17 protein-coding genes are annotated in these 17,668 nt (G+C 67.2%); 11 read left to right on the forward strand and 6 right to left on the reverse strand.

The window, feature by feature from the left end; all coding sequences use genetic code 11:
• Window positions 1-34: 34 nt before the first annotated feature.
• The 3 genes from OHA18_RS27495 to OHA18_RS27505 are packed head-to-tail and all read left to right on the forward strand — an operon-like array spanning window position 35 to window position 5,044.
• A complete protein-coding gene (locus OHA18_RS27495) occupies window positions 35-1,696 on the forward strand; it encodes an ABC transporter substrate-binding protein (RefSeq protein ID WP_328998193.1) in 1,662 nt (553 codons plus the stop codon).
• The gene (locus OHA18_RS27500) at window positions 1,697-3,970 is read left to right on the forward strand and encodes a glycoside hydrolase family 95 protein (RefSeq protein WP_328998194.1); all 2,274 of its coding nucleotides are present in this window, start codon (window positions 1,697-1,699) and stop codon (window positions 3,968-3,970) included.
• Window positions 3,971-4,030: 60 nt separating this feature from the next.
• Window positions 4,031-5,044: an ABC transporter substrate-binding protein gene (locus OHA18_RS27505; RefSeq protein ID WP_328998195.1), complete on the forward strand. Its 1,014-nt coding sequence runs from the start codon at window positions 4,031-4,033 to the stop codon at window positions 5,042-5,044.
• A gap of 120 nt (window positions 5,045-5,164) precedes the next feature.
• Here OHA18_RS27505 and OHA18_RS27510 read toward each other — a convergent pair whose 3' ends face one another.
• The 3 genes from OHA18_RS27510 to OHA18_RS27520 all read right to left on the reverse strand — a co-directional run bounded on the left by OHA18_RS27510 (window position 5,165) and on the right by OHA18_RS27520 (window position 6,888).
• Window positions 5,165-5,716: a dihydrofolate reductase family protein gene (locus OHA18_RS27510; protein WP_328998196.1), complete on the reverse strand. Its 552-nt coding sequence runs from the start codon at window positions 5,714-5,716 to the stop codon at window positions 5,165-5,167.
• A 1-nt stretch (window position 5,717) separates the two neighbouring features.
• Window positions 5,718-6,140, reverse strand: a complete 423-nt coding sequence (locus OHA18_RS27515) for a carboxymuconolactone decarboxylase family protein (protein ID WP_328998197.1) — start codon at window positions 6,138-6,140, stop codon at window positions 5,718-5,720.
• Window positions 6,141-6,270: 130 nt separating this feature from the next.
• Window positions 6,271-6,888, reverse strand: coding sequence for a hypothetical protein (locus tag OHA18_RS27520; RefSeq protein WP_328998198.1), 618 nt, complete (start codon window positions 6,886-6,888; stop codon window positions 6,271-6,273).
• A gap of 245 nt (window positions 6,889-7,133) precedes the next feature.
• Here OHA18_RS27520 and OHA18_RS27525 point away from each other — a divergent pair, with 245 nt between their 5' ends.
• Window positions 7,134-8,054, forward strand: a complete 921-nt coding sequence (locus OHA18_RS27525; protein WP_442914423.1) for an endonuclease/exonuclease/phosphatase family protein — start codon at window positions 7,134-7,136, stop codon at window positions 8,052-8,054.
• Here OHA18_RS27525 and OHA18_RS27530 read toward each other — a convergent pair.
• From OHA18_RS27530 to OHA18_RS27540, 3 genes are read right to left on the reverse strand one after another with little or no spacing between them, the layout of a single operon-like run.
• Window positions 8,043-8,687: a response regulator transcription factor gene (locus tag OHA18_RS27530; RefSeq protein ID WP_328998200.1), complete on the reverse strand. Its 645-nt coding sequence runs from the start codon at window positions 8,685-8,687 to the stop codon at window positions 8,043-8,045. The two genes, OHA18_RS27525 and OHA18_RS27530, sit on opposite strands and share 12 nt — an antisense overlap.
• Entirely contained in the window at window positions 8,680-9,807 is a 1,128-nt protein-coding gene (locus tag OHA18_RS27535; RefSeq protein WP_328998201.1) for a sensor histidine kinase, read from the reverse strand. Before OHA18_RS27535 ends, OHA18_RS27530 begins: the two co-directional genes overlap by 8 nt.
• A complete protein-coding gene (locus OHA18_RS27540) occupies window positions 9,804-10,289 on the reverse strand; it encodes a hypothetical protein (RefSeq protein ID WP_328998202.1) in 486 nt (161 codons plus the stop codon). The genes OHA18_RS27535 and OHA18_RS27540 overlap by 4 nt, the downstream gene beginning before the upstream one ends.
• A gap of 164 nt (window positions 10,290-10,453) precedes the next feature.
• Here OHA18_RS27540 and OHA18_RS27545 point away from each other — a divergent pair, with 164 nt between their 5' ends.
• From OHA18_RS27545 to OHA18_RS27575, 7 genes are all read left to right on the forward strand, one after another.
• On the forward strand, window positions 10,454-12,133 hold the full coding sequence (locus OHA18_RS27545) for a sodium:solute symporter family protein (protein WP_328998203.1): 1,680 nt from the start codon (window positions 10,454-10,456) through the stop codon (window positions 12,131-12,133).
• 13 nt (window positions 12,134-12,146) lie between these two features.
• Window positions 12,147-12,395 carry a hypothetical protein gene (locus OHA18_RS27550; RefSeq protein ID WP_328998204.1) on the forward strand — a complete coding sequence of 83 codons (249 nt, stop codon included), beginning with the start codon at window positions 12,147-12,149 and terminating at the stop codon, window positions 12,393-12,395.
• 103 nt (window positions 12,396-12,498) lie between these two features.
• Window positions 12,499-13,266 carry a phytanoyl-CoA dioxygenase family protein gene (locus tag OHA18_RS27555; protein ID WP_328998205.1) on the forward strand — a complete coding sequence of 256 codons (768 nt, stop codon included), beginning with the start codon at window positions 12,499-12,501 and terminating at the stop codon, window positions 13,264-13,266.
• Window positions 13,263-14,201 carry an AraC family transcriptional regulator gene (locus tag OHA18_RS27560; protein ID WP_328998206.1) on the forward strand — a complete coding sequence of 313 codons (939 nt, stop codon included), beginning with the start codon at window positions 13,263-13,265 and terminating at the stop codon, window positions 14,199-14,201. Before OHA18_RS27555 ends, OHA18_RS27560 begins: the two co-directional genes overlap by 4 nt.
• Before the next feature lie 174 nt (window positions 14,202-14,375).
• Window positions 14,376-16,856, forward strand: coding sequence for a leucine--tRNA ligase (gene leuS, locus OHA18_RS27565; RefSeq protein WP_328998207.1), 2,481 nt, complete (start codon window positions 14,376-14,378; stop codon window positions 16,854-16,856).
• Window positions 16,857-16,920: 64 nt separating this feature from the next.
• A complete protein-coding gene (locus OHA18_RS27570) occupies window positions 16,921-17,340 on the forward strand; it encodes a YjbQ family protein (RefSeq protein WP_328998208.1) in 420 nt (139 codons plus the stop codon).
• 100 nt (window positions 17,341-17,440) lie between these two features.
• Window positions 17,441-17,635: a hypothetical protein gene (locus OHA18_RS27575; RefSeq protein WP_328998209.1), complete on the forward strand. Its 195-nt coding sequence runs from the start codon at window positions 17,441-17,443 to the stop codon at window positions 17,633-17,635.
• Window positions 17,636-17,668: the final 33 nt, after the last annotated feature.

Raw genomic sequence — 17,668 nt, forward strand, 5'->3', positions numbered from 1 at the left:
CGAGGCTCGACCCACTTCAGAGAGGAACACAGCAATGCGCTCATCCGTGAGCAAGGTCGTCGCGCTGGCCGCCGCCGGCGCGCTCGCCCTGGCGGCGTGCAGCTCGGACAAGTCGAGCAAGGGGGCGGCGAACGAGACGTCGGCCGATGGCAAGGTCATCATCGACACCTTCAGCCCCCAGGATTCCAGTACCAACTTGGGGACCAACGCGATCACCAAGGTCATGAGCGACAAGTTCAAGATCCAGTTCCGTTGGCAGACCACGACGTACGACGCCGGGCCGGCCAAGGAGAAGCGGCAGATCGCGCTGGCCAGCGGCGACTACCCGGACCTGTTCTTCCTGATTCCGTGGGTCGACGCGTTCACGCAGGCCGAGGTGCTCAAGCTCGGCCAGCAGGGCGTCGCCGTACCGCTGGAGAACCTGATCAAGGAGAACGCACCGAACATCCAGAAGGTGCTGGACACCAACAAGGAATACAAGGAGATGGCGACCGCGCCGGACGGTCACATCTACGCGTTGCCGGAGTGGGCCGAGTGCTACCACTGCGCCTACCCGGACAAGCTGTGGATCAACAGCAGCTGGCTGAAGAAGCTCGGTCTGCAGGTGCCGAAGACCACCGAGGACCTGCGCAAGGTGCTCGAGGCCTTCAAGACCAAGGACCCGAACGGCAACGGCAAGGCCGACGAGATCCCGATGACCACCGACGTCCAGGACAGCAGCCTGATCGCGTACCTGATGAACGCGTTCGCCTACGACCCGGTCGGCGCGAACAACGGCGTCCGGTCGCTGACCACGCTGCAGGGCGACAAGGTCGTCACCCCGGTCACGTCGCCGGAGTGGAAGGAAGGCCTGAAGTACATCGCCTCCCTGTACAAGGAGGGCTTGATCGACCAGGCCGCGTTCACCCAGAACGCGCAGGCGCTGCAGGCCCAGGGCAACAACCCGAAGGCGGTCGTGCTCGGTTCGGTGCCGGTGCTCTGGCCGGGCATCTTCGTCCAGCTCGACTCCAAGGACGGCCGCGACAAGCAGTACGACGCGGTGCCGCCGCTGACCGGTCCGGAGGGTAAGAGCTACACGGGCTACAACCACCCGAACTCCACCGGCTACACGTTCATGCTGACCAACAAGGCCAGCAAGGAGGCCCAGGTCGCCTCGATCAAGATGCTCGACTACATCTTCAGCGACGAGGGCCAGATGGACGCCACCATGGGCCCGGAGGGTGTCGGCTGGAACAAGCCGAAGGCCGGTGAGATCGCGCTCGATGCGAGCACCAAGCCGATGTACAACCCGGTCCAGAACGCGCCGAAGAACATCAACTGGGGCGCGCTGGCGCAGTACAACAACACGTTGGCCTACCGGAACGCGCAGGTCGTGCCGAAGGACATCTACACCGGCGCGGGTCTGGAGCGACGGTTGTTCGAGGCAACGAAGCTGTACGAACCGCACGCGGACAAGTCGCAGTGGTTCCCGCAGTCGTTCGTCTGGCCGGACCCGAGCCTGAGTGGTGAGACTGCCACCCTGCAGACCAACCTGAACAACTACGTGAACCAGAACCAGCTGGCCTTCATCACCGGTTCGAAGAACATCGACACCGACTGGGACGCGTACGTGAAGGGGCTCGAGAGCACCGGCATGCCGCGCTACCTGGAGATCAACCAGCAGGCCTACGACAAGTACAAGTCCGGGAGCAAGTAGTTGTCACACCTCCTGTGGTTCCGCACCCCCGCACCGGACTGGTTCGAGGCGTTGCCCCTGGGCAACGGGCACCTCGGCGCGAAGGTGTTCGGCCGGGTCGCCGACGAGCGGATCGCGCTCAACCTCGACGACGTCTGGTCGGGCGACGGGCCGCGCTCACTCGAGGTGAGCGACGGTCCGGCGGTGCTGGCCGACGTACGCCGGCTGTTGCTGGCGGAAGGTGATCGGCCGGCGGCCACCGAGCGGACCCGGGCGTTACAGGGTCCGTTGGTGGAGTCGTACCAGCCGCTCGCCGACCTGGTGATCCGGTCGGCGGGGGTGGGTGCGGACTACAGGCGCAGTTTGGATCTGCGGACAGGGATCGTCGCCGTCGAGTATTCGGTCGACGGCGTACGGTTCCGGCGCGAGACCTATGTGTCCACGCCGGACCAGGTGATGGTGTGGACGATCACGGCCGACCGGCCGGGTGCTGTCGATCTCGAGCTCGCTCTGGAGAGTCAGCACCCGGTCCGGGTGGAAGTTGCCGACGGCATGTATGGCGTGGTCGGGCACGCGCCGTCGGATCTGACCATCGAGTACCGGCAGAGCCCGGACCCGATCCGGTACGAGGAAGGGCGTGGCATCGGTCTCGGTGTCGCGCTCCGGGCGCTGGCCGACGGCGGCACCGTCAACCCCTCCGCTTCCGGTGTCGCCGTGCGCGGCGCCGACAGCGTGACGGTGCTGCTGTCAGCGGCGAGTACCTTCGCCGGCTGGTCGGTGCCGCCGGGACGGGATCCGATGGTCGCGTTGCGGTCCGCGGTCGAGGCGTTGGATTCGGTTGCCGTGGAGAAGCTTCGGGACCGGCACGTCGAGGATCACGTCGCGTTGTACGACCGCGCGTCGCTGGAGCTCGGCGTACCCGTCGACCTGCCGACCGACGAGCGGATCGAGGCGGTTGCTGCCGGGGGCAACGATCCGGATCTGGTCGCGCTGACCTTCAACCTCGGCCGGTACCTGTTGATGGCGTCCTCCCGCCCTGGGACGCAGGCGGCCAACCTGCAAGGCATCTGGAACCAGGACCGGCGGCCGATGTGGGCCAGCGACTGGACCAACAACATCAACACCCAGATGAACTACTGGCCGGCCGACCTGACCGGCCTGCACGAATGCTTCGACCCCTTGACCGAGTTGCTCGAGGGCCTGGCCTCGTCCGGTGCCGAGACTGCCCGGATCCTGTACGACGCACCGGGTTGGGTGTCGCACCACAACGCCGACCTGTGGCGCGCCACGTGGCCGGTAGGGGCGGGTGGTGACGATCCCGTCTGGTCGATGTGTGCGACCTGCGGAGTCTGGCTGACGGCGCATCTGATGGAGCACTACCGGTTCACGATGGACGTGGACTTCCTGCGGGACCGTGCGTACCCGTTGCTCTCGGGCGCAGCGGAGTTCGTGCTGGCGATGCTGGTCGACGACGGCGAGCAGTTGCAGTTCATCCCGTCGACGGCGCCGGAACACCATTTCGTCCTGCCGTCCGGTTCGAAGGCATCGGTGGATCTGACCTCGACGTACGACATCTGGCTGATCCGCGAGCTGTTCGCGAACCTCATCGAGGCATCAGCGGTCCTCGGTCTGTCGTCCGACCTGGTCGACCGGGTCGCCGCCGCCCGTGATCGTCTGCCTTCGGTGCGGGTGACACCCGACGGCCGGCTGTACGAGTGGCCGACCGACTGGCAGCCGTCCGAGCCGCAGCATCGGCACCAGTCGCATCTCTACGGGTTGTATCCGGGCGCCGAGATCGATCCCGCGCGAACGCCCGAGTGGGCCGCGGCTGCGCGTGCTTCGCTGGACCTGCGGACCGATGGTGCTGTGAACGGCGGTTGGACCGCGGCCTGGTTGGTGGCGCTGTGGGCCCGACTGTTCGAGCCTTCGAAGGCTGCTGCCGTGATCCAGGACTACCTGAGCCGACTGGTGTCGGACAACCTGCTGCACCGCGACGGCGACATCTTCCAGATCGACGCGAACTTCGGCATGACGGGCTGCATCCCGGAGCTGCTGCTCCAGAGCCACACCGACGTCGTCCGTCTCCTGCCGGCGCTGCCGTCCGACTGGCCCGACGGCTCGTTCCGCGGCCTGCGGGCACGCGGCGGTCTGTCGTTCGACGTGACCTGGAGGGACGGTGTCCTGACCGACGCCGTCGTCCACGCATCACACGCCGGCACGCATCACCTCGATCTCGGCGGCACGCGCACCACCGTCACCCTCGCCGCGGGTGAGCACCGGCGGCTCGTTCGGTGAGCGTCCAATAATGGACCTGGTTAGGGTTGCCTTACTAGAACTGTTGTAAGGTCAACGTTCGTGAAGAAGCTGATGGGGATCGTCGTGTCCGCCGCCGTACTCCTCGTGGCGGGATGTGGTGGTGGCGACACCAAGAGTGCTGACACCGGAGTGGGGGACAAGGACGTGGCGACCGGCGGGCGGCTGTTCAAGACCGCCGACGCCGAGACCGCGAAACTCGGGTCCGACGCCGCGCCCGGTGCCTTCCCGCGGACCGTGAAGCACGCGCTCGGGTCGACCGAGATCCCGGCGAAGCCGTCGCGGGTCGTCGTACTCGACAGCGGGGAGCTGGACGACGTACTGGCCCTGGGCATCACCCCGGTCGGCATGGCGACGACCGCGGGACAGAACGGCGTACCGTCGTACCTCGCCGACAAGGCGCAAGGCATCAAGACCGTCGGCGGGATCAGCGAGCTGAACCTCGAGGCGATCGCGGCGCTGAAGCCGGACCTCATCCTCGGCAGCAAACTGCGGGCCAACGACCTGTACGACAAGCTCAGCGCGATCGCGCCGACGGTGTTCAGCATCCGGCCCGGGTTCCCGTGGAAGGAGAACTTCCTGCTCGTCGCGGACTCGGTCGGCGAGGAGGACAAGGCCACCGGGATCCTGAACGACTACCAGAAGCGCGCGAACGACGTGAAGTCCAAGGTGCAGGGTACGCCGACGATCTCGCTGGTCCGGTTCCGGCCGGGGGAGATCCGGCTGTACGGCAACCTGTCGTTCATCGGGGTCATCCTCAAGGACATCGGCCTGCCGCGGCCCAAGATCCAGGACGTCCAGGACCTCGCGGTCGAGGTGTCGCAGGAGAACATCGGCAAGGCGGCCGGCGACTGGATCTTCTACTCCAGCTACGGCAAACCCGACACCACCGACGAGAACAAAGTCGTCAACGGCAACCTGTGGAAGTCACTGCCCGCGGTGAAGGCAGGCAAGTCCGCACGCGTCGACGACGAAGTCTGGTTCCTGGGCCTCGGCCCGCTCGGCGCCATGGACGTATTGGACGACCTCGAAAAACTGCTGGGACCTCAGGGGTAGAAGCCCCTCACGGGCCGGATCGCCAGGCCATCACAACTGCAGGCTCGACGACGATCGCAGCGCGGGGCGCCACGGGCTACGCGATTGTGATGGCCTGGGGATCCGGCCTGGCCCGCGTGTCTAGGACTGGACGTTGTAGTGGAGGTGGACGACGCCGCTTGTGAAGTGGTGTTCGTCGAGCAAGGTCAGCTGGGCTTGGAGGCCGTCGGGTAGGGCGGGTTTGCCGCCGCCGACGATCACCGGGGTGAGCAGGAGATGGATCTCGTCGACCAGGCCCGCCTGGAGTGCCTGGGCGCCGAGTTCTGCGCCGCCGATGCTCAGGTCGGTAGCGGATGAGTCCTTCAACCGCTGGACCGACTCCGCGGTGAACTCGCGTTCGAGACGTGTCCGCGCGCTCGTGACCGCTTGCAGCGTCCGCGAGTACACGACCTTGTCGGCCGCCTGCCAGATACCCGCGTACTCCTGGCTCACCGGCGAATGGTCGACCGCTGTCTCCCAGTACACCATCGTGTCGTACATCCGGCGCCCGTACAGGTAGGTGCCGATCGGGCGCTCCAGTTCGTTGACGAAGGCATGCACCTCCGCATCCGGTGCCGCCCATTCGAATCCGCCCTCGGCGTCGGCGACGTACCCGTCGAGCGAGGTGATCGCGGAGTAGATCAGCTTGGACATGTCAGTCCTCCTTGAGCGGGAGCAGATCGCGTTCGGCGAAGACCTTCCTGGCGACGGTGATCGCGTTGATCGCGCGCGGGAATCCGGCGTACCCGGCGGTGTGGATGAAGGCTTCGACGATCTCGGTCGGCGTGAGGCCTACGTTGAGGGAGGTCCGTACGTGGACCTCGAGCTCGGGTTCGCAACCGCCCAGCGCGGCGAGGATGCCGAGGGTGACGAGCTGCCGCTGCCTGGGCTCGAGGGCAGGACGGGAGTAGAGGTCACCGAAGCCGAACGCGACGATGTGGTGCGCCAGCGCGGGCGCGATATCGGCGAGGCTCTGCATCACACCGGGAGCCGAGCCGCCGTCGACCGCGTTCAGAACCTCCAGGCCACGCTGGTACCGCGCCTGCTCTTCAGGACTGTTGATGTCGGGAGCCGTCATACCCCCGACGCTAACCCGCGAGCAGGCAACAACGAGGGACGTCACCGTGCCAGCAGGTTTCTGGACCGACCCGCCACAGTCGGTCCGCCCATCACAGCGTGCGAAAGCACGTGTGGGCTGGCTGCCTGGTTCAGTCGTCCACGCGGCCGCGATTGCTTACCTGGATGTGGGGTGCGCGTTGGGCGACGGCGGTGACCAGTTCGTCGTACGGGAGGGTTCGTCCGAGGATCTCGTGGGTGCCGGGCCACGGGCACGACGGGCCCCACGCCTTGGTACTGCGAGGCAGTGCCCCCTCGTCCAGCAGCATCACGACGAGCCGGGGCTCCCAGATCTCGTCGCCTTCGCCGTTGACCTCGTGTCGTTCGAGCCGGCAGACGCCGCGGATCTGACCCCAGGGAATCGTGCGAGGTTGCTCACCACCCAGATAGATGCCCGCGTCGTCGACAGTCAGGAGTACGTCGTCGTTGTCGTCCTCGCGCCGCTCCTCGAGCGCCGTGATCGCCCCGGCCACCAACAGAATGGGCAACCCGACCGCGAAGATCAGCGGCGTACCGCCCCACGCCAGCCAGACCGCCTCCAGGGGCTCCCGGATCGACGCGCCGCGGATCGCCTGCACGACAACGATCACCGCCGTCAGCGCCACCATCAGGCCAAAGACCAGGGTGCCGAGCGCGAGCGCGGTCGTCGTGGTCCCGAGACCGTGGCGTTTGACGACGAACGGCTGGTTGAGCTGATGCGCTGACGGCATACGGGCATTGTGTGCGCTGTCACTCCAAGGCACCAGAGTTCTTACGGATTCCTCATCATTCCGGTCCTGTCCGGTCGTCCGTACGGATGAAATCGCCGTACCTGACCGCGCATGGACTTTGGTCCGGCCCGAGTGTCCGCAACAATCGCTGCATGCCGGACCGCCAAACCGCAGTCACCACTCGCCAACCGCCGCCGTCGCGCACCAGCGCGCGGCGGCGAAAGAACGGTGGTAAGAAGGGCGGGATGTGGCGACGTGGATGGTTCATCGCGGTGCTGGCGATCCTGGCCGCGGCGACGCTGGTGTTCCACCGTTACGTTCCGAACTCGATCGGCAACCTCGGCAGTCTGCTCGACACGTTCCTGCCCTGGGTCGGCGTCGCCGTGCCGGTCCTCGGTCTGGCGGCTCTGCTGCGGCGCTCCGCGACGGCCGGCGTCGCCCTGCTCGTCCCTGCCCTCGTGTGGGGTGTGATGTTCGGCGACCTGCTGCTCCCGGGCAAGGGCGCCGGCGGCGCGTACGACCTGCGTGTGCTGACCCATAACGTCGACGCCGCCAACCCGGACCCGAAGGCGACCGCGAGCGACCTCCTCGGCGCGGACGCGGACGTGATGGCGCTGGAGGAGCTCACCGCCTCGGACCTCAAGATCTACAAGGCAGCGTTCGCCTCGAAGTACCCGTACCAGGTGTCCCGGGACACCGTCGCGCTGTGGTCGAAGTACCCGGTGGTCGAGACCAAGTCGGTCGACGTCGGCTTCGCCTGGACCCGCGCCTTGCGGGCTGAGGTCAGTACGCCGGAAGGCAAGGTCGCGGTGTACGTCGCGCATCTGGCCTCGGTCCGCGTCGGCACCAGCGGCTTCACCTCGGATCAGCGCAACGACACGATCAAGGCGCTCGGCCGGCAGATCGCCGACGAGAAGCTGGCCGGCGTGATCGTGATGGGCGACTTCAACGGTACGGCGAACGATCGCAGCCTCGCCCCGCTGACGTCCGGCCTGCGTTCGGCGCAGGGTGCGGCCGGGACCGGGTTCGGGTTCACCTGGCCGTCGAAGTTCCCGATGGCGCGGATCGACCACATCCTGGTGCGCGGCGTCACGCCCACCAAGGCGTGGGTGATGAAGCCGACGGGCAGCGACCACCGACCGGTCGTGGCCGAGCTACGCATCTGACGCGATCCCCTTGCGATAGGCGTACCGGACCGCCTCCGCGCGATGCCGGGCGCCGATCTTGGCGAACGTGTTGTTGATGTGCGTCTTCACGGTCGCCTCGCTGATGAACAGTTGCCCGGCGATCTCCGGGTTGCTCAGTCCGCGCGCGATCAACCGCAGTACCTCGATCTCCCGCGCGGTCAGCCCGTCGCTGCCTGGGTCGGCCGAAGTCGCCAGGCCGGCGATCAGCCGTTTGGTGACCTCGGGATCGAACGTGGACTGTCCGGCGGCCGTCGACCGCAGTGCGGCGCCGATCTCAGCGCGGCCGGCGTCCTTGGTGAGGTAGCCGCGAGCTCCGGCCCGCAACGCGTTCCCGATCGACGCGTCGTCGGCGTACGTCGTCAGCACCAGTACGGCGGCGTCCGGGTGGTCGGCCGTGATCCGCGCGGTCGCCTGCGTACCGTCGAGCACCGGCATCCGCAGATCCATCAACACCACATCCACGTTGCCCTGGGCAACCAGGTCGACGGCCTCGGCACCGTTCGCGGCCGCGCCGACGACCTCGATGCCGTCGATCAGCCCGAGGAGCGCGATCAGACCCTCACGCATGACCTGTTGATCGTCGGCCACGACCACGCGGATCGCATCATTCATTCGGCACCTCCGCGACCACCAGCCAGTCGTCCCCGTCCGGACCTGCCGTCAACATCCCACCGACCAACGCCAGCCGCTCCCGCATCCCAGCAAGTCCGAAACCTTCGCCCCGGGTCGCGCCCTTGTTCCGCACAGTCACTCTGACCCCGTCCGTGTAGGCAAGCTGCAGATCCACCGGCTGACCAGGAGCATGCCTGGCCGCATTCGTCAGCGCTTCGCGGGCTGCGTTGAGCAGAGCAACCGTCACACCAGAGTCGGTCCGCGAAACCGAACCGGTGATGCTCAGCCGCACCGGCGTACCGTGATCGTTCTCGTGCTGTTCCGCGAGCGCACGGACCGCCTGCGCCAGGTCCGGCACATCATCGGCCCGCAGCGCGGCGACGGCATTCCGTGCCTCGGTCAGCCCTTGTACGGCGAGCCGCCGCGAACGCCGTACCCGCTCCAACGCCCCTTGGGTATCGCCGCGCTCGTCGAGCAGCGCCTCGGCCACCTCGAGCTGAACGCTCAACGCGCCGAGCGAATGCGCGAGGACGTCGTGCAGATCACGCGCGATCCGCCCGCGTTCCTCCAGCGTCGCCGCGCGGGCGTGCTCGCTCTGCGCCAGCCGGGTCTGCTCGAGCAACTGCTCGGTCTGGCGGGCCTGCACCTCGTACTGCCGCCGGTTCAGCCCGAAGGCGACGAGTACGGCGGTCCATAGGAGCTGGGTGAAGTACCAGCTGTCGGACTGGTCGAACAACCACGCCGACCCCGCGTACGCCGCGGCGACACCGATGCCCGCGGCAACGATCGGCCGGTTGCCGTGCCGCCGGAAATCGATCACGGCGATGTCGGTGATCCCGACCAGCACCAGCGCCAGGGAGTTCGACTGCGGATAGCCCGCGATCAGCGCATTGGCCACCGCGACGACGGACAGCAGCGCGAGAGCGACGTACGGGCGGGCCGCCATCAGGACCGAGCCGACGGCGAAGACGACGAAGCTCACGCCGAGCACGACCCAGACCCAAGCATCCGCGGGGCGTGCTGTGGCCAGGACGGCGACCACGACTCCGGCCGTGAGGGCCCGGCCCACCCAGCCGCTCTCGCCGTGTGGCCGCGTCGGCAGCAGCGCCTTCAGGTTCACCGGGTGCTGTACTCCTCTGCGTCGCGCTGGGCCTTGCTCTGGATCACCACCGACTGCGTCAACAGGTTCGCACCCATCGAGACCATCAGCGCGGGGCCGCCCGAGACCGAGGCACCGAGCAGGTGCCCGACGCCTGCCAGCCCGAGCCGGATGACCAGGTAGGCCACCATGATGCCCAGACCGGGCATCCCGAGCCGGAAGAACACCTTCCCGGCGCGCCGCTCGACCTGCGCGACCCGGCCGGAGGCGGTGCCGGCGACCAGAGCGACCGCGGCGCCGACGACCAGCAGCACGACGTCGATCGCGCCCAGGCCGGTGTGCCGGTCGTACAGCTGGTAGACCCCGACCCCCATCAGCACGAGCGGACCGCGCCAGACGTCGGTGTCGGAGTTCTCCAGCTCGGACCAGGACAGCCGCCGGGCGAGGACCACCACGACGACGGCGATGACGACGAGTGCGTTGGGTAACGTTCCGAAGCTCATGTCACGGACGGTAGGTCTGTCCGGTCCTGGTAGGGACCGACCAAGGGTGGAGATCCGGGTGGAGAACCCCGGCCGCCGGGTTGCCGCCCGCGTGGTTGAAAGTAGGAGTAACGTTCCTCACCGGTAACACCACGATGCGTCACACGCGACGATCCGGAGGGGCGATGCTTCCACAACAATCCATCCTCAGACTGGATGCCACGGCGATCGACTACATCATCATCGCCCTGTACTTCGTCTTCGTGCTCGGCATCGGGTACGTGGCCAGACGCGCGGTGTCGAGCAGCCTGGACTTCTTCCTGTCCGGCCGCTCGCTGCCGGCCTGGGTGACCGGGCTGGCGTTCATCTCGGCCAACCTGGGCGCGATCGAGATCATGGGCATGTCCGCCAACGGCGCGCAGTACGGCATGCCGACGGTGCACTACTTCTGGATCGGCGCGGTCCCCGCGATGCTGTTCCTCGGCGTCGTGATGATGCCGTTCTACTACGGCTCCAAGGTCCGCAGCGTGCCGGAGTTCATGCTGCGCCGGTTCGGGAAGCCCGCGCACCTGGTGAACGCGATCAGCTTCGCCCTGGCGCAGGTGCTGATCGCGGGCGTGAACCTGTTCTTGCTGGCCACCATCGTGAACGTGCTGCTCGGCTGGCCGATCTGGGTGTCGGTGATCGTCGCCGCGGCCATCGTGCTCAGCTACATCACCCTCGGCGGTCTGTCCGCGGCGATCTACAACGAGGTCCTGCAGTTCTTCGTGATCGTCGCCGCGCTGCTGCCGCTGACGCTGGTCGGCCTGCACAAGGTCGGCGGCTGGCAGGGCCTGGTCGACAAGGTGAACGGTTCGCCGGGTGGTTCGGAGCAGATGTCGGCGTGGCCGGGCAACGCGCTGAGTGGCTTCCAGAACAACTTCTTGTCGGTCATCGGCATCGTGTTCGGCCTGGGCTTCGTGCTCTCGTTCGGGTACTGGACGACGAACTTCACCGAGGTCCAGCGGGCGCTGGCCTCGAAGAACATGTCCGCGGCCCGGCGTACTCCGATCATCGGCTCGTTCCCGAAGATGTTCATCCCGTTCATCGTGATCATCCCCGGCATCATCGCCGCGGTGATCGTGCCGGAGCTGGCGCAGTTCAAGGCGAACGGCAGCGGTGAGGTCGACTACAACGACGCGTTGCTGCTGCTGATGCGGGACCTGCTGCCGAACGGCATGCTCGGCCTGGCCATCACCGGTCTGCTCGCCTCGTTCATGGCGGGGATGGCGGCCAACCTGAGCTCGTTCAACACCGTGATGTCGTACGACATCATCGAGCGGTACCTGATCAAGGACCGGCCGGACGAGTTCTATCTGCGGACCGGCCGGATCGTGACGGTGGCCGGCACGGTGGTCGCGATCGGGACGGCCGCGATCGCCTCCGGCTACAGCAACCTGATGGACTACCTGCAGCAGCTGTTCTCGTTCTTCAACGCGCCGCTGTTCGCCACGTTCATCCTCGGTATGTTCTGGAAGCGGATGACCGCGACGGCCGGCTGGATCGGCCTGGTCAGCGGTACGGCGACCGCGATCCTGGTCTTCGTCCTGTCCGAGAACGGCGTGATCAACCTGCCCGGTCAGGGCGCCAGCTTCGTCGGCGCCGGCGCGGCCTTCGTGGTCGACATCGTGATCAGCCTCGTGGTGAGCATGCTGACCACGCCGAAGCGGGACACCGAGCTGGTCGGGCTGGTGTACTCGCTGACACCGAAGGAGCAGCGCACCGAGGTGGCGGTCGCCGGTGACGAAGGCTGGTACCGCCGGCCGGTCCTGCTGGCCGGGATCTCACTCACGTTGATCATCGTCCTTAACATCGTCTTCGCCTGAGGGAGGGTTCGAGATGGCAGACAAGAAGAAGGCCGGAGCGTTCGACATCCGGATGGTGATCGCGCTGCTGATCGGCGTCTACGGCCTGGTGCTGACGATCCTCGGCATCGTCGAGAAGCAGCCGGAGATCGACAAGGCCGCCGGGATCAACATCAACCTCTGGGGCGGCATCGGGATGCTGGTGTTCAGCGCCCTGTTCATCCTCTGGGCCCGGTTGCGCCCGATCGCCGTACCCGTCGAGGAAGAACCGGCCGTGCAGTAGCCCGCGGCGTGTCCGTTTGACGAACATCGGCGTCCGGGCGGGTCCTCCCGTCCGGGCACCGGCGTTCGTAGGCTCGAAGTACCCGATCAGGAGGAACTTCGAGATGACGATCACTTCTGACAGGCCCGACCTGTCGACCACGGCGCAGCAGTACGCCGAGCAAGGCTTCGTTCTGGTGAAAGGCCTGCTCAGCAAGGAAGAGGCGGCGTACTACCGGCAGCGCAGCCACGACCTGCTGGCCCAGCTGAACCGGCCCGACGACCCCACCTGGGCCGCCGCCCGGGAGATGACCGACGCGCCGACGAAGCTACAGCACCTGCACGACGCGCAGTTCTACGACGCGGCGTTCTCGAAGCTGCTGGTGGACCCGCGGTTCACCGACGTGGCCGCTGCGGTGATGCAGGTGGACAACGTGCAGCTGCACCACACCAAGCTGTTCGTGAAGCCGCCAGAGAACGGTTCGCCGTTCCCGCTGCACCAGGACTATCCGTTCTTCCCGCACACCTACCACCGCGTCGGTGCGGCGATCTTCCACTTCGACGACGCGCCGGTCGAGAAGGGGTGCGTGCGGGTCATTCCCGGCAGCCACAAGTCCGGTCCGCGGGAGCACGAGGCGGAGGGGTCGTACCACCTTCTCGAGCCGGCCTTCGAGGAGGCGACGCCACAGCCGGCCGAGGCGGGCGACGTACTGTTCTTCAGCTACTTCACCGTCCACGGATCCGGCGTGAACGTCAGCGAGGAGGCCCGGACCACGTGGCTGATCCAGTACCGCGACCCGTCTGACCCGCCGGCGGTCAAGACCCACGACTGGTCGCTCGGCCAGGGCATGATGCTGCGTGGAGTCGACCCCACCGGCAGGAGCGCCGTTTGAGTCTGGAGTCCGTCGCTGCGGCGGATCGGTTCGTCGACCTCGCGGGGCTGCTGGAGTCCTGCGAGGTCGACGGCTTCCACGCGGACTTCCTCAGCTGGGGCCACTACCGGCCGGAGTACTGGCGCAACTACTGGCACACCCACTCCTTCCACGAGGTCTGCCTCGCGTACTCCGGCGAAGGCCGCTTCAACAACGGATCTGCCGAGTACGACGTCCAGCCGGGCGCAGTGTTCCTCGCCCGCCCCGGCGACGTCCACGAGATCGAGTCATCGCACAGCTCACCCCTGGGAATCGCTTTCTGGGGCTTCACCTTCCGCCCGGCTGCGCCGCGTCCTGGCGTCGACCGGCGACCCGCGGACCTTTCTGGTTGGTGGTCCGGGCTCACCCGGCCGGACGGGCCGGTGATGTCGGATCGGGCCGGCTCGTTGCCATCGCTCATCACCGCACTCGCGGCCGAGGCGGCCGCGCCCGTTGCCGGCTACAGCACCGCACTCGGCGCCTTGGGCGCGACTCTGGTCCTGGAGACTGCGCGTGCGTTCGCACTGGACGAGGACCTCGCAGTGGAGCCGGTCCGGCGTGATCGTGGACCGCTGGTGGTGGAAGCGATGCAGCGTCACCTCCGCGACAACCTGTCCCGCCCCATCACCGTTCGGGACGTAGCAGCCGCCGCCCACCTCTCGGAGCGGCACGCGGAACGCCTCTTCACCCAGCAGACCGGCGCCTCCATCATGTCCACCCTCCGCCGCCTGCGGCTCGAGCTGGCCGCCCAGCTGCTCCTGGACCCGGCGTTGACGGTGACCGAGGTAGCAAAGGCCTGCGGCTACTCCGACGTACGCCCGTTCTCCACTGCCTTCCGACGCAAGTACGGACGCACCCCCGGCGACCACCGCCGCGCCGGAGGGACAGAGTTCGTCCAGAACGACACGCGGACCTGAAGTGGTATTCTGGTTACATGCGAGTGAGCCTGCTCCTTAGATAGCCGTACTGGCATCCAGGCGCTGAAGCGCCGGTCAGTGCGGCGACCCCTCCTGTGTGAGGGGCTTTTTTATGTCTCGGGTGCCGTCTGGCACATTAAGGCTCAACAAACACACGAAGTATGGAGTAGGACCGTGAGCGAGCAGGTGGAGGACACTCCGATCGACCGGGGTGGCTACGACTTCAACGCCATGCAGGCCAAGTGGCGTCCGGTGTGGGAGAAGCTGGACCCGTTCAAGGCGAAGGACGACGGCTCGGCCGAGCGGCGCTACGCGCTCACGATGTTCTCCTACCCGTCCGGCGACCTGCACATGGGTCACGCCGAGGTGTTCGCGCTGCACGACGTGCTGGCCCGCTACTGGTTCCAGCAGGGGTACGACGTGCTGAACCCGATCGGCTGGGACTCCTTCGGCCTGCCCGCGGAGAACGCCGCGATCAAGCGCAACGAGCACCCGGCGACGTTCACCTACGCCAACATCGAGACCCAGGCCGAGTCCATCCGGCGGTACGCGATCAGCTTCGACTGGTCCCGCCGGCTGCACACGTCCGACCCGGAGTACTACCGCTGGACCCAGTGGCTGTTCCTGCGGCTGTACGAGCGCGGTCTGGCGTACCGCAAGGCGTCGTACGTCAACTGGTGCCCGCACGACCAGACCGTGCTGGCCAACGAGCAGGTCGTCCAGGGGCGCTGTGAGCGCTGCGGGCACGAGGTCACCAAGCGCGAGCTGACCCAGTGGTACTTCAAGACCACGGACTATGCGCAGCGGCTGCTGGACGACATGGAGCTGCTGCAGTGGCCGGAAGAGATCCTGCTGATGCAGCGCAACTGGATCGGCCGGTCCGAGGGCGCGTTCGCGAACTTCCAGGTCGAGGGCCGCGACGAGCCGATCAAGGTCTTCACCACCCGGCCGGACACGCTGTTCGGCGCCACCTTCATGGTGGTCGCGCCGGATGCGAAGCTGGCCGCCGAGCTGGTCACGCCGGAGCAGCAGGCTGCCTTCGACGAGTACCTGACCAAGGTGAAGGCGTCCACCGAGATCGAGCGGCAGAGCACCGAGCGGGAGAAGACCGGTGTCTTCCTGGGCTCGTACGCGATCAACCCGGTGACCGGGCAACGGATCCCGATCTGGGCCGCCGACTACGTGCTGGCCGACTACGGCACCGGCGCGATCATGGCGGTTCCGGGCCAGGACACCCGCGACTGGGAGTTCGCCGAGAAGTTCGATCTGCCGATCGTCCGTACCGTGCAGCCTTCCGCCGACTTCGAGGGCAAGGCGTACACGGGTGACGGCCCGGCGATCAACAGCGCGAACGACGAGATCAGCCTGGACGGGCTGGACGTCGCCGAGGCGAAGTCCCGGATCATCGACTGGCTGGACAGCAAGGGCCTGGGCGAGCGGACGATCAACTACCGTCTGCGCGACTGGCTGCTGAGCCGGCAGCGGTACTGGGGCTGCCCGATCCCGATCATCCACTGCCCGTCCTGTGGCGAGGTGCCGGTCCCGGACGACCAGCTGCCGATGGAGCTGCCGGACCTGCGGGGTGCGGACCTGCAGCCGAAGGGCGTCTCGCCGCTGGCGGCCGACCGCGAGTGGGTCGAGGTCGACTGCCCGAAGTGCGGCGGCAAGGCCGAGCGGGACACGGACACGATGGACACGTTCGTCGACTCGTCCTGGTACTTCCTGCGCTACCTGTCGCCGGAGTACACCGACGGCCCGTTCGACCAGGCTGCGGCGGACCGGTGGATGTCGGTCTACCAGTACGTCGGCGGCAAGGAGCACGCCGTACTGCATCTCCTGTACGCGCGGTTCTTCGTCAAGGCGCTGCACGACATGGGCCTGCTGACCGCCGTCGAGCCCTTCACCCGGCTGCTGAACCAGGGCCAGGTGATCAACAAGGGCAAGGCGATGAGCAAGTCGCTGGGCAACGGCGTGAACCTGGGCGACATGATCGACGAGTACGGCGTGGACGCGGTGCGGCTGACGATGGTGTTCGCCGGTCCGCCCGCCGACGACATCGACTGGGCCGACATGTCGCCGGGGGGCTCGCTGAAGTTCCTGCAACGGGCCTGGCGGCTGGCAGCTGCGGTCGAGGCGCCGCTGGGCTCGGACCCCTCGACCGGTGACATCGAGCTGCGCAAGCTGACCCACCGCACGGTGGCGGACGCGGCCGAGCTGATCGACTCGCACCGGTTCAACGTGATGGTGGCCCGGATCATGGAGCTGGTGAACGCGACCCGGAAGGCGATCGACTCCGGTGCGGGTGCGGCCGACCCGGCGGTCCGCGAGGCGGCCGAGACGGTGTCGATCCTGCTGAGCCTGGTCGCGCCGTACACGGCCGAGGACATGTGGGCGGAGCTGGGCCACCAGCCGACGGTCGCCAAGGCCGGCTGGCCGAAGGTCGACCCGGCGCTGCTGGTCCAGGACACCGTCACCTGCGTGGTCCAGGTCGCCGGCAAGGTGAAGGACCGGCTGGAGGTCGCCCCGGACATCTCCGACGCCGACCTGGAGAAGCTGGCGCTGGACTCGGACGCGATCCAGAAGGCGCTGGACGGCCGTGGCACCCGCAAGGTGATCGTGCGGGCGCCGAAGCTGGTCAACATCGTCCCGGCCTGAGCACAGGTCGCCCGGTCCCACGCGGTGGGGCCGGGCGACGTTGCGTTAGGGCTACGCTGCTTGGATGCGCTCTGAGCTGATCGACATCACGACCGGCGGGACCGAGGTCGTGTTCGACCTGACGAGCAGGTGCGAGCAGTTCGTCGCCGCCGAGGCCCACCAGGCCCAGGGCGACGGACTGCTGCACCTGTTCGTGCCGCACGCGACGGCCGGGGTCGCGATCCTCGAGACCGGTGCGGGCAGCGACACGGATCTGCTCGCGGTACTGGCGGAGTTGCTGCCGCGCGACTTCCGCTGGGGACACCGGCACGGCTCGCCGGGACACGGACGCGACCACGTGCTGCCCGCGTTGATCCCGCCGTACGCGTCGGTCCCGGTGCTGGACGGGCGATTGATGCTCGGCACCTGGCAATCGATCTGCCTGGTCGACACCAATGTGGACAATCCGCAGCGCCAGGTCCGGCTTTCCTGGCTGCCCGGTTAATGGACCACCGGGTAACAATCCTTTCCGGGATTTTGGTGACTTATCGTGATGTTGCCGATCGCGTTACGTTTGCGAAACACGGCTCCGCTTGAATTACCGCATGGCAGCCCTGGACACCCTGCGCGAGGTCACCGTTGAGCTCCTGGTCCGCGCGACCCGAGGGGTTTGTGACGGCAGCTTGCTGAATGCCGATGCGGGTCGCGCCGACACCAGCGCGCGCATCGACGACTGGTCCGGCATCCTTTCTCTGTACGCCGCCGAAAATGAACCGCACTCGGTTCGCGCAACTGCTTGAATCGCGTATTTCTGATCGCGCAGGTATTTGTTG

Origin of the sequence: Kribbella sp. NBC_00709 (assembly GCF_036226565.1) — a bacterium.
Lineage (GTDB): Bacteria > Actinomycetota > Actinomycetes > Propionibacteriales > Kribbellaceae > Kribbella.